This is a genomic window from Nocardia bhagyanarayanae, assembly GCF_006716565.1.
Classification (GTDB): domain Bacteria; phylum Actinomycetota; class Actinomycetes; order Mycobacteriales; family Mycobacteriaceae; genus Nocardia; species Nocardia bhagyanarayanae.
The window spans coordinates 364396-376684 of sequence record NZ_VFPG01000001.1 but is presented as its reverse complement, the minus strand read 5'-3'; the positions used below and the strand labels follow the sequence as shown (position 1 = coordinate 376684).

Genomic DNA, 12289 nt, shown 5'->3' with positions numbered 1-12289 from the left:
GAACCCCGGGCGCGGAACATACACTGAGCAACAAGCGATGAGGGGTTGATGCGATGTCCACAGCGGCCAACATCAGTGGCACGATCTCGGTGCGGACCACCGAACAGGGCTTGCCGCTTGCTATTTCGGTGGAAGCGGACGAGCTGCGGCGGAATCCGGCCGAGCTGGCGAACCAGATCATGCGGTTGTGCAGGCAGGCGGCGAACCGGGCCGGGCTGGCGCGGCGGGAGGAGTTGCAGGCGGCGGGGTTGACCAATCAGCAACTCGCGCTGACCGGACTGCCGAAGCCGGAGGACGTCGCGGCGCAGGAATGGGTCGAGGAAGAAGAGTACGACGAAGAGCCGCAGAGCTGGTTGAGGGAAGCCTGACATGAGCGAACGCAGAGAGCGAATCATGTGCCAGTGTGCGGTACGCATGCCGGAGCCGAGCGTCAGCGAGGCGGAGGCATGAGTAGCAACCCGGTGATGGACGAGATCGAGGCGCGGGCGCAGCGGGCGCTGAACCGGTTGCGCGATCTCGGCGACGAGATGGCGAAGGTGCGCGAGCGGGAGTCGTCGGAGGACGGTGCGGTCACCGTCGAGGTCGACGGCAGCGGAGCGTTGCGGGACTTGCGATTCACCGGTGCGGTGTCGCGAATGTCACCCGGCGAATTCGAGCAGGCGGTGGTGTCCACGGCCCATCGCGCGGCGGCCAAAGCCATGGCCCGGATGGCTGAGCTCATCACCCAGTTCAATGAGGAGTCCGCAGCTCAGGCCTAGCGCGGCACCAAAGATTTACTTTCCCTTAAGATGTTCCACCCGAATAATTACTGCGTGGCTCATCCTGCGATCCGGTACATTCGGTCTGGACGTTCCAATCATTTTCGCGCAGAGGGTGTTTCCGATGCCTCACGGTTTTGACATCAATCCCTGGCCCCATGTGGCCGCCGAACCTGACGCGATTCGGGCCTACGCGGACACGGCTGCGGCGATGGCCGCCAGCGTGGCGAGCGCCGGTTCGGTGAACCAGGCGGCCACCATGGCCGCGGCCATCCCGGTGTTCGGTTTGATCGGCCAGGATTTCCTCGCCTCCTTCGCGGTGGCGCAGGCCAATCACCTCACCTCGGTCGCCGAGCTGGCCTACGTGCACGGCATGACCGCGCTGACCTGCCAGCAGGCCGCCACCGAATACCAAGTGACGGACGGGCTCTCGGGCTCCGACATCGACGCGGTCGGTAGAGCCTGATGTCGGAGCTGGTCGATCAGTCGGTATTGGACATGCTGCGCCAGAGCGCGGTGGGTCCGATGTTGGACCGGCCGGTGAACGCGGTCCTCCAGGACATGGGCCTGCCGCAGCTGCCCGAAATCCCGGCGCTGCCACCGATTCCGGGCCTGCCGCCGCTGCCGGTGATCGACCTGTCCCTGTTGGCCAAGCCGCTTACCGATCTGGCGGCCACCTTCGGCACCGGCCAATTCCCCGCTCCCACACCGGCCGCCGCGCCCGCGGCCAACGGTGATCCGGCCGCGCAGCCCGCCGGGAACGCGGCCGCCGCGCCGGTCGTCGATCCGACCGAGGTGCTGTCTCAGGTCTCCAGCGTCGTCTCGACGGCGGTGCAGCTGGGCAGCACGGCGCTCACGATGGCGATGCAGCTGTGGCAGAGTCAGGCCGCGGCCGCCGCCGAGGAAAAAGGCAAAGAGGCGCAGAAGGACGGCGGCAAGATCGCCACCCAGGCCGCGCAGGAGTCGGCAGGCGTCGCCGCCGCCGCGACCTCGGTCGGCATCGGCGCCGCGACGATGGCGGCCATCATCGCCAAGTACATGGCACAGGTCGCGGCCTCCGCGCCGTTCCTCTCGACCCCCGGTGGCCAGGCCTTCCTGGTCGCCGCCACCATCGAGACGATGGCCGAGGCCACGGCGACCGTGGCGAAGACGCGCGCCGAGATGACCGTGCACAGCGCGGAGATGACGGCCACGGGCCAGAAGGTGCCGGTCACCAATGCCCCCAAGGGCATGGACCAGATGCAGATGCTGAGCATGCTGATGCAGATGATCCCCACGCTGACCACCGCGGTGAAGTCCGGCATGGACTCGGCTGTCTCGCTGCACAAGACACTGAACCCGGTGGCCTCCACCAACCCGGCACTGGAAAAGGACAAGGCCGACCAAGCGGCGCTGAGCAAGAGTGCCGCCAAGTCCGGTGGGGGCGGCGGGCTCGGTGGTCTCGGTGGCGGCGGCGGTGCCGTGGCCGCCGCGGCGCGCCAGCTCAGCCCGTGGGTCGACGGCCGCACGGCCGGCAATCTGGGCGCGGCAGGCGCGAGCGGCGTCGGCAACCCGGCCTCGGCGATGCAGGCAGGCGCCAGTTCGGCGGCCCGCAGCAGCACCACGGCGGCCGGCTCGCCGGGCGGCATGATGCCGATGTCGCCGATGGCGGCCGCGGGCATGGGCCGCGGCGCGGAGGACGCCGCGAACGGCTTGCGCAACGAACTGGTGACCGCCTCGCACGGCAACGAGGTGGTTGGCGATATCGAAGGCGCTTCACTGCCGGTGGTCGGCGCGGCCAACGCCGATGGACTCAACGAACCGCCGGACCAGGCACTCACCCTCTGATAGGAGGACGTCATGGAATTCGATCGCGCCGGGGCAATCAAGTCCGCCACCGCACTGGACGCCCTCGCGGACCGGCTGGAAGCCGATCTGAAGGCCAACACGCCCGCCCTGGCGGTGGAAGCCGCTGGGCTGGACGAGGTTTCGCAGCGTGCCGCGCAGACTCTGCGCGGTGTGGCCGCCTCCTATGACGAAGCCGCGACCGCCGGCGTTCTCGAACTACGCAAACTGGCCGCCGCGCTGCGCTCGCAGTCGCAGTCGCTGGTGGCGATGGACACCGAGAACGCCGCTGGTCTCGGGGCGTCGGCCTGACGCGAAGCGGGGGACATATGGTCGAACCGCCGATCCCTGGTTTCACCGGCGTGGTCTGGGAAGCCAGGCCAACGGAGAAACTCGCCCAGGATCTGACTACCGGTCGCGGCGCGGTGCCGATGGCCGAAGCGGCCCAGGCCTGGACTCGCCTCGGCGTGAGTTTCGGTGCCGCTGTGCCCGAATACGACCAGATCGTCAAGGCCATCGGCGAATCGTGGCGTTCGGAGACGAGCCCGGAGATCCTGGACCGGATCACCAAACTGCGGGAGTGGCTGCTGGAGGCGGCCGGTTCCGCGGCCCAGAACGCCACCAAGGCCGGCTCGCAAGCGCTGGCCTACGAGGTGGCACGGCTGGCCATGCCGCACGTCGCCGAGATCGCCGCCCTCGAAGAGGCGAAGAAGTCGGTGGAGGCGATCGGTGCCGGGATGGGTGCGCCACTGGTAGGCGCGGCCGCCGATATCGCCGCCGAACAGGATCTGGTCAAGGTCAACGCGGCTCGCGTCATGCGCGTCTACGAAGAGGCGACCAAGCCGCTGGAGACGCCGTGGACGCAGACCGCGCCACCGGTCATCGCCAATAGCGCTGCGCTGGAAGCCGAGCGGGCCGCGTCCGAGGTGCGTTCCACGGCCATGCCCGCGACCGCTGTGCCGGCTTCGCTCGCCGCGGCGTTCGCCCGGGCTACACCGCCGCCGCGGGCGAAGACGGCGTTCACCACCCAGGCGGTGGCCGCCGCGACCGTCGAGCCGACCCCGGTGCCCGTGGAAACGGCTCCGGTGGCCGGGGATTCATCGTCGGCGAACCGCATGGGCGTCCCGGCCGCGATGGCGCCCGGCGCGGCCATGCAGGACGACGACCGTACGCTGCGGGCCGGCGCCGCCTCGGCGCAACCGGACAAGCCGTTCGAAGTCGAAGCCGGATTCGCCGCTGCCCCAGCGGTGATCGGCGGCGCCGAACCCGCGCCGAAGGCCACGGCATCGGGGGCGGCATGACGACGATGACCAACGATGGTCTGCTGGCGGTGTCCGACCTGCTCGGCGTGCAGACCCTGCCGCTGGTGCTCGGGGTCGGACCGCAGCAGGATTCGGTCGATGCCTGGCGGGCCGCGCGCGAGAAGGCGATCGGCGACCTGCGCGCGTCCGGGTTGGTCGACGCCTACGACGATGTCGCAGCCGATCTCACCGATGCGCTGTTCATCCTGGCCAACCCGGAGCGTGAGCTCGCGGCCCGGATCTACACGGAGTCGGGGACCAGACAGGTCTGCGTGGCGCGCAAGGGAGCCCAGCACGCGCTGGCCACCCGCACCGGCGACACCTTCGACGTGGGCACCATCTGGTGCGACGGCGGCGGTCCAGCGCTGGCCCGCCCGGTGCTGGAAGCGCTGGGCCGCGCACCGGCCGCCGATATCCCGAGCATCAGCGCCCCGGTCGACGAACTGCGCGAAAGACTCGACGAAGCAACCAAATCCAGCGATTACTCCGATATCTTCTATGCCCGCGGCGTGGCCGAACGCGATGCCATCGAGTTCGGGTTGGCCATGTCCAGCTGCCACGCGCACGCCGAGATCGTCGCCTACGCCTACGACGACGGCGTGACCACCCGATCGTCCGGGGCGGTCGCGGTATACGACACCGCACGGGGTCGTATCGCCGCCAGCCCCGGCGCTGCGCCGGACCTGCGGGTCTGGTCGACCTTCACCCCGGGAACCGATCACCGGATCGCCCAGGCGATCTCGGCTCTGATCGAAACCTTGCCCGGAGGAAGGTGGATGCCCTAGTCAACGCTTCGGAACTCACGAACCGACCGAACCACCGCGGCCCTGCGCAGCGGAACACGAAATACACGCCGACATGACGAGGTGAACAATGTCCGGACAGACAAGTTTTACAGAGGCCGAAGCTGCTGCGGTCGTCGATGAATACATGCAGGCCGTCGAGGGCATCAAGAAGACCATCTCGGCCGTGCAGGAAACCTTCGACGCGGCCCGCTCGGGCTGGGAGGGTGACGCCGCGGTCGCGGGCCAGAAGGCTTCCACGGCTTGGCAGGAAGAAACCCAGCGGATCAACACCAAGATCGACGAGCTGAACCAGACCATCTCCGAGGGCAACACGACGCTCGGGAACGTCGATCCGGAGAACGTGGACGCCCTGACCAACCTGATCTGACACCACCGCTCGAAAGGAGAGCGCCATGAAGTACACCAAGCAAGTACACGACCAGCTGATCAGCGAAATGGATCAGTACTACACGGACCTCGACGGCTACAAGGACGCCTTCGTCGCCGCCAGGGACAAGCTGGTCACCAAGGGTTGGGAAGAGAACGAGGCGCTGGAGTCCTTCACCGCGAAGGCCAACTCCCTGCTCGAGGAGCTCAACGACACCCACACCAAGATGCAGGCCCTGCGCAACGCCATCGACGGCGCGTTCAACAACGCGTTCGCCGCTGACAAGAAGGTCTACAACTCCTTCTGATCCGGGTTTCGCAACGAGAAAGCCCCGGTCACCCTCGCGGGTGGCCGGGGCTTTCCGGTGCTCGGCTATCGGGCGGCGGCCAAAGCCATGTGCAGGTACTGCATTTCGTCCGGTGTGGCCACCATGTGCACGCGGGTGGTCACACCTGCCGTGCGCACGGTGACGAGGTTGGCGGTCTCCGGGTCCTCGGCGAGCGTGACGTCAGGGTCGAAGTGGTCCTCCATGGTCGCCGGGGCACTGCGGAGCAGCACGGTGGTGGCGTCGGAGTGGTGCCCTGTCGGCGGAATGCCGTCGTAGACAACCACGGTGGCGGACCGGTGCGCGCTGGCCTGCTGCCCGGCCGCGGACCAGGCCGCGACGGTCAAAGACTGGGGCACGCCCACGTCGGCGGCCATCTGCCGCCACGCGTCGTGCCGGTTGGTGTGCACCACGACCGAGGCGCCGAGCGCGATGGCGCGCAGGATCATCTGCTGGGCGACCAGCAGCGATCCGATCACTTCCACGCGCCGCACCTGGTGGCCGACCAGGGGCAGGGCCACGCCCTGTCCGGAGGTGTCGGCGCCGATCAGCTGCCCGCAGCCAGCGATAGGCATCGGCAGTGCGAGCAGGGAATCCGGCTTGCCCAGATAGCTTTCCGGGGTGAACTGACGGCCACGCTGGGCGATCGGCAACGTGTACAACAGGGCGCGGAACTGCTTGCCCGTCAGGGGAACCAGGCCCTCGGCCTTGACCACTGCGGGTTTGTCCGGTGTATCGAAGCGCACCACCGCAGTCACTTCGATGCCCGCGGCGCCGGGTGTGGCGACCTGGTCGCGCGGTGACAGCGCCGCCGCGCGCTGAAGACGCATGGTGACGGTGGTCGCCAGCGTCGGCGTGGACCACACGGCGGCGAATCCGCGCGGCCCCAGCGCCTCCGGCGCCATCCGGTAGGTGGTGTAGTGGATGCCATCGCGTTCCACGCTGTGCGCGGTCTCGGTGAACTCCTCCAGCGGTGTGTGCCGGGTGAGCTGGTTCACCGCCGCGCTGATCTCGGCGGCCGACAGCACTACCGTGGAGATGCCGCGGGCGGCAAGGCGATTCGCTACCCGCTGGGTCGCCACGATGGCCGTGCGCAGCGTGCCGGTCGCGCCGCCGCCGCGCCGCGCCACCGCGGGGGCATTGGCCAGCGGGTCCAGCCGCAGCACCACCCACACCGTGCGGTGCGCCACCGCGGGCAGCGGGCCCAGGATCTGCTCGTAGAGATGCGAGACGCGGCGGGGCCCGGCGGTGCGGGCGCCGGTGCTGATCACGTCGATGGAGGCCAGTTCGATGTCGAACTGGTTGAGGCAGTGCGCGATCTCGGGCAGCGGCATCATGTCGTCGGAGATCAGCGACTGCGGGCTCAGCAGCGTCACCGTTCGCGGATGCGCCTCCACGCGCAGCATGACGATCAATCGCGAGCCGTCCCAGCGCATTCCATAGGTGCCGCCCTCGGGCAGCGGTACGTCGAACGGCGCCTGATCAACAGTTGCCGAACGATTGCGAAACGCGCGCCAGCGGAAGGTGATTTCCTCGTCCAGCCAGCCTGCCAGCGACTTGCGGCGCGGCAGTGGCGTCAGCCCGAGCACGAGCACACCGGCACATACTCCGGCCGCGACCCACACCGAGGCGTCGAAGATCACCGCCACCAGCGAGGCCGCGACCGCCACGAGCGCCACCGGGATGACCCAGCGCAGCGGCAGAATTCGGAACAGCCAGAAGTGCGGTGAGTGCAGGGGAGTCGGTGCAGGCTCAGCCGACGGAGCAGGTGAACTCTGCGGCGCGGTGTCGCGATTTTCGCCGTCGGCTGTGGTGGAACCCATGCGGACATAATGGACCGAATTCGTTCGACTTCGCTACCGGGGACGGCGGTCGGCAGAGCTTGCGTAGCCGGCGGGGTGGGTAGGTACTGTAAGGCGTGCCGAGTGAAATACTCGGTCCGTTGTACCGGCGTCAGTTCGGAGGCGTTTCGTGCCCGCACAGTTGACTACCAAGGCGCAAGTCAACGGTTACCGGTTTCTGCTGAAAAGATACGAACACGCGCTGATTCGGCGCGATATCCGGATGCTGCACGATCCGATGCGCTCGCAGTTCCGCTCGCTGGTGGTCGGCGCGGTGCTCGGCATCCTGGTGGTCGCCGGTGCGGCGATTCTGGCGTTCCTCCGCCCGGTGGGCGCGATCGGTGACGCGAACATCGTGATGGGCAAGGAGACCGGCGCGCTCTACGTGATCATCGACGGCACGCTGCATCCGGCGCTGAACCTGGCGTCCGCCCGCCTGATCGCCGCCAGCGACGAAAAGCCCACTTCCGTCAAGGAATCCAAGCTGACGCTGCCGCGCGGCCCGATGGTGGGCATTCCCGGTGTTCCGGCCACCCTGCCCGGCGCGGCCTCGCCGGACTCGATCTGGACCCTGTGCGATGCGGTGGAACTGTCCGCGGCAGGCAGCGCCGCCCGCTCCCCGGGCGCCAAGTCCACGGTCATCGCCGGCGCGCTCGACTCGAGCGAGCCGAACACCGCCCGCCCGCTGCGCGACGACGAGGCGCTGCTGGTGACCCGCGGCGGCAAGACCTTCCTGATGTTCGACGGCAAACGCGCCGAAGTGGATCCGAACGATTCGGTGATCTCGCGTTCGCTGGGCATGCAGGAGTACAACGCGCGTCCGGTCAGCGCGGGCATGCTCAATTCCGCCACCCAGGTCCCCGCGATCGTCCCGCCGAAGATCGATCGGCTCGGCGAACCCGGCCCCGGTCGCCTGCAGGGCGTGCCGATCGGCGGCGTGATCCGAGTGCAGCGGGTCGACTCCGAAGAGCTGTACGTGGTGCTCGCCGACGGCGTGCAGCGGCTGACGCCGTTCTCCGCCGAGGTGATCCGCAACGCGAACTCCCAGGAGATGAACGAGATCATCTCGGTGCCGCCGGACCGGCTGGTCGGCGTGCCCGTGGTGAGCCCGCTGCCGGTGGACAAGTTCCCCGGGCCGGTCCCGACCATCCTCACTCCCGAGGAGAACAGGGTCAGCTGCATGCAGTGGACCAAGAAGGCCTCCGATCCGGCCGCCACGATCACGCTGCTGGCCGGACGTGAACTGCCGCTGCCGAAGTCGGCCAAGGTGGTGGATCTGGCCACCGGCGACGGCACCGGCGACCGCATCGACAACGCCTACATCCCGCCGAACTCGGGGGAGTACCTCCAGATGACCGGTATGTCGCCGGACAGCGTCCGCATGGGCAGCCTTTTCTACGTCTCCGACAACGGGATTCGCTACGGCATCCCGGATCAGGACACGGCCACCCTGCTCGGTCTCGCAGACAAGCCGCGGCCCGCACCGTGGCCGATCATCGGCCAGCTGGTGCCCGGGCCGACGCTCTCGCGCGAGGAAGCGCTCGTCAGCTACGACATCCTGCCGACCACCAACTGACTTGCCCCGCACAGCAGTACGGCCGCGAGCTCTCGCGGCCGTACTGCTGTGTCCGGATATCAGCGCAGCGTGGCCAGCACGTTCTCCAGCGCGTTCCGCATATCGTCCGCCTCGATCCGCATCAGCACCGATTCGTCCACGGCGCTCAGATCCAGGTTGATGTCATTGGCCAGCCGGAACTCGCGCTCCTCCTCGGCCGCCTCGATCACATTGCGGATGAACCGGCCGTTACCGGCCATGTCGATGCCGCGCCGGATCTCACCGCTCTGGTCCGTGGCCTCTTTGCGGTAGAGCTCACCGCAGGCGTCGACCAGCAGCGCCTGTGCGTCCTCGGCCAGTTCCGAATCCCGTTTCCGCGCAATAAAACGACCGATGTCGCCGAGTTCCTCCGGCGAGTAGGAATCGAACTTCACCCGCTTGGCGAAGCGGGACGCCAGACCGTCGTTGGAGGCCAGGAATCGGTCGATCTCGCCGTCGTATCCGGCGATGATCACCACCAGTCGATCGCGGTCGTTCTCCATTCGCGCGAGCAGCGTATCGACGGCTTCGCGACCGAACGCGTCACCGCCGGACAGGCCGGTTTGAATCAGCGTGTAGGCCTCGTCGATGAACAGCACACCGTCCATCGCGCTATCGATCAACTTGTTCGTCTTGATCGCGGTACTGCCCAAATGCTGGCCGACGAAATCGGAACGCTTGGCTTCGATCAACTTGTCGGTCTTGAGAATTCCTAAGCCACAGTAAATTTTTGCCACCACACGGGCAACGGTTGTCTTACCGGTACCCGGCGGTCCGGTGAATGCCAGATGTTGGCCACGGGATCCGCTCGCCATTCCTTTTTCGGCTCGGATCCGTGCTAGCTGAGCGGTTGCCTGCAACTTCGCAACCTGCATTTTGACGCCGGCGAGACCGATCTGCTCGTCGAGTTCGGCCCGCGCCTTCTCCAGGATCAGCTTGGCCTTGTCGTCGCGCTCCTCCTGGCCCATCTGTTCCAGCGTCGGCGCCGATGCCGGATCCCACTTGTTGGTGCGCGCGTCGATGACCTCCTTGGTGGTCACCGTGATCCGGTACTTGCGGTCGCGCATGGCCATGGTGTTGGCCTCGAAACCCGGTGCCTCGGAGAACACCTTCTCGAACAGCGCCTGCGCCTTCTCCTCCTCGCCGGTCTCGCGCAGGGCGAGTCCGCGGCAGAAGCGGGCAGTGGTCGCCGCGGCCGGAATCGGGCCCTGTTCAGCGGCTTCCATGCGGCGGATGGCCTCGCCGAACAGACCGAGCTGGGCACAGGCGGTGCCGACCATGACGTGGGCGCCCGCGGCCAGGTAGGGGTCGTCCCAGTCCGCCGAACCGGCCAGCACGGTCATCACATCGGGCCAGCGCTGCGTGGTGAAGTGCAGCACGCCACGGACATAGGCGCAGATCCGGTCGTCGATCTCGCGATCCGCCGAGGAGACCTGTGCGGACCGGTGTTTGGCCAGTTCGTCGAGGACCCGCTCGGCTTCGTCGTAGTCGCCCTCGGTGATCAGCTGCGCGGCCTGCGCGAGCCAGATCTCGGTATAGCTGGCCAGCGGATAGTCGATGTACTGCCCGACGGTGAAGCGGCCCGCGAGCACCCGCGGTTGCAGCCCGAGCCTGCGCTGCTCACGGAACAGCGTCGAGGTGCTGGTCTTGTAGAGGTTGAAGATCACCTCGCGGGTGTGCTCGCCGGCGGCCGCGCGCCCGAGCCAAGCGTCGCACATACCGGGATCCCATTCGGTGGCGCGTTGGAAGGCCAGCCGAGCGTATTCCAGATCGCGGGCAGATTCCTGTCCGTCGATCACAATGCCCAAGGACAAGACACCAGCGTCGAATGCGCGTTGTGCCTGGCGGTTGCCGGTCATATGGGTTTGCCCCTAAAAACGAACGGATGTGCTGTTCCTCGCCAAGCATAGCCGCTGCAAGGTAGGGACTTCTCCGTTAAGTTGAGTAGGTTGCATGGCGTTGAAGTGTGTTCTAGGTAGGGAGTCATCCGAGCTGTGACTGATCCGTCTAGCAGCGCTGTGGCTGCCGTTGATCCGGAGTTGTGCCGAGTCTCGGTCATCGGCGGCAATACCCAGTTGGACTTGGGTTTGCCTGCCACAGTTCCCATCGCGGCGTTCATCACCGATGTGGTGGAGCTGATCGAATCGCGCAACCCCGATCTCACCGAACACGAGGACGGGGCGCCGCTGCAAACGCAGCATTGGACGCTGGCCCGGATCGGCCGCGACCCCATCCCGGCAAACCAATCGCTCACCGACGCCGAGGTTTTCGACGGTGAGTTGCTGGTATTGCGCTCGGTGACCGCCAAGGAGCCGCCGGCGCTGTTCGACGACGTGATCGACGCCGTCTCCAAGCTGACCGCGAGCTCGTTCCGGCACTGGTCGCCGCTGTCGGCGCGCTGGCTCGGTCTGTCCATGGGACTACTCGCGGTGCTGGCCGGGATCTACCTGCTCGCGGTGGCCAAACTCGACGGTGCCGGTGCCGCAGTGGGTTTCATCGGTCTCGGCACCGGACTGATCGCCGGCGGCGCGGCCGTGCTCGTCGCGCGCCGGTATCAGGCCGAAGCGTCGCTGCCGGTGATCATGCTGTCGCTGTACGCGCTGCTGCTGATCTTCGCGGGCACCGCGCTGTTCGTGCCCAACGCCTTCGGCAGTCCGCACGCGATGTTCGCCTGTGTCGCAACGCTGACCGCCGCCGCGGTCCTCTACAGCCTGACCCGGGTCGGGGCGATCATGTTCACCACGGTCATCACCCTCGCGCTGTTCGGCGGCGTGGCGGCGATGGTGCGGATGGTCTGGGACCCAGCGCTTTCCAAGATCGCCGCCGGCGTGCTGGTCGGTGCGCTCATCGTGATCACCCTGGTGCCGCGCCTTGCCGTGGCGGCCGCACGGCTGCCGGTCCCGCCGGTGCCGACCGCGGGCGCCGCCATCGACCCCGCCGACCACGAACCCCGTCCGACCATCAAGGACATCGGCGCCATCGGCGCCACCGCGCTACCCTCGGCCGCCGGTCTCGAGCATCGAGCCCGCGCCGCCAACGAATACCAGTCCGGCATGATCATCGGCTGCACCGTCGCCGCCGCGATCGGCGTGGTGCTCGCCGCGGATCCGCTCGGCGCGGCCCGCTGGCAGGGCATCACCCTCGGCGTGGTGGTCTCGATCATCCTGTGCCTGCGCGGGCGCGCCTTCGCCGACCTGGTGCAGGCGTGCACGCTGATCGCCGGTGGCGCGATCGCGTTGATCGCGCTGGGCATCGGTGCCGCGCTCGGCGAGGAGAACTGGCTGCTGCCGATCGCGGGCATGCTGCTCGTCGTGGCCGCGGCCGCGGTGGTCTTCGGTGTGATCGGGCCGCACACCGAGATGTCGCCGCCCATGCGCCGCACCGGTGAGATCTTCGAATACCTCTTGATCTGCACCATCATTCCGCTGGTGCTGTGGATCATGGACATCTACTCGGCCGCACGGAACATCTGA

At 67.7% G+C, this 12289-nt stretch carries 13 protein-coding genes; 11 read left to right on the top strand and 2 right to left on the bottom strand.

Annotated features, from left to right (window positions below):
• The first annotated feature begins 53 nt into the window (after nt 1–53).
• From FB390_RS01600 to FB390_RS01560, 9 genes are all read left to right on the top strand, one after another.
• Nucleotides 54–368 carry a hypothetical protein gene (locus FB390_RS01600; RefSeq protein ID WP_141807354.1) on the top strand — a complete coding sequence of 105 codons (315 nt, stop codon included), beginning with the start codon at nt 54–56 and terminating at the stop codon, nt 366–368.
• Between the two features lie 78 nt (nt 369–446).
• Complete coding sequence (locus tag FB390_RS01595; RefSeq protein ID WP_246123805.1) at nt 447–758, top strand: YbaB/EbfC family nucleoid-associated protein; 312 nt, start codon at nt 447–449, stop codon at nt 756–758.
• Between the two features lie 124 nt (nt 759–882).
• Nucleotides 883–1224: a type VII secretion target gene (locus FB390_RS01590; RefSeq protein ID WP_141807353.1), complete on the top strand. Its 342-nt coding sequence runs from the start codon at nt 883–885 to the stop codon at nt 1222–1224.
• Complete coding sequence (locus tag FB390_RS01585; protein WP_141807352.1) at nt 1224–2585, top strand: hypothetical protein; 1362 nt, start codon at nt 1224–1226, stop codon at nt 2583–2585. The genes FB390_RS01590 and FB390_RS01585 overlap by 1 nt, the downstream gene beginning before the upstream one ends.
• A 12-nt stretch (nt 2586–2597) precedes the next feature.
• Nucleotides 2598–2894 carry a PE family protein gene (locus FB390_RS01580; RefSeq protein WP_141807351.1) on the top strand — a complete coding sequence of 99 codons (297 nt, stop codon included), beginning with the start codon at nt 2598–2600 and terminating at the stop codon, nt 2892–2894.
• Between the two features lie 17 nt (nt 2895–2911).
• Nucleotides 2912–3883 carry a PPE domain-containing protein gene (locus FB390_RS01575; protein ID WP_141807350.1) on the top strand — a complete coding sequence of 324 codons (972 nt, stop codon included), beginning with the start codon at nt 2912–2914 and terminating at the stop codon, nt 3881–3883.
• Complete coding sequence (locus FB390_RS01570) at nt 3880–4668, top strand: ESX secretion-associated protein EspG (protein WP_141807349.1); 789 nt, start codon at nt 3880–3882, stop codon at nt 4666–4668. Before FB390_RS01575 ends, FB390_RS01570 begins: the two co-directional genes overlap by 4 nt.
• An 88-nt stretch (nt 4669–4756) precedes the next feature.
• Nucleotides 4757–5056, top strand: coding sequence for a WXG100 family type VII secretion target (locus FB390_RS01565; RefSeq protein WP_141807348.1), 300 nt, complete (start codon nt 4757–4759; stop codon nt 5054–5056).
• A 25-nt stretch (nt 5057–5081) separates the two neighbouring features.
• On the top strand, nt 5082–5363 hold the full coding sequence (locus tag FB390_RS01560; protein ID WP_141807347.1) for a hypothetical protein: 282 nt from the start codon (nt 5082–5084) through the stop codon (nt 5361–5363).
• Nucleotides 5364–5428: 65 nt separating this feature from the next.
• On the opposite strand, the gene eccE is transcribed toward FB390_RS01560, so the two are convergent.
• On the bottom strand, nt 5429–7204 hold the full coding sequence (gene eccE / locus FB390_RS01555; protein WP_141807346.1) for a type VII secretion protein EccE: 1776 nt from the start codon (nt 7202–7204) through the stop codon (nt 5429–5431).
• A gap of 148 nt (nt 7205–7352) precedes the next feature.
• Between eccE and eccB the strand changes: the two genes are divergently transcribed.
• On the top strand, nt 7353–8798 hold the full coding sequence (gene eccB / locus FB390_RS01550) for a type VII secretion protein EccB (protein ID WP_141807345.1): 1446 nt from the start codon (nt 7353–7355) through the stop codon (nt 8796–8798).
• A 59-nt stretch (nt 8799–8857) separates the two neighbouring features.
• Here eccB and eccA read toward each other — a convergent pair whose 3' ends face one another.
• Entirely contained in the window at nt 8858–10675 is a 1818-nt protein-coding gene (gene eccA, locus FB390_RS01545; RefSeq protein ID WP_141807344.1) for a type VII secretion AAA-ATPase EccA, read from the bottom strand.
• A 159-nt stretch (nt 10676–10834) separates the two neighbouring features.
• Here eccA and eccD point away from each other — a divergent pair, with 159 nt between their 5' ends.
• Nucleotides 10835–12289, top strand: coding sequence for a type VII secretion integral membrane protein EccD (gene eccD / locus FB390_RS01540; protein WP_246123804.1), 1455 nt, complete (start codon nt 10835–10837; stop codon nt 12287–12289).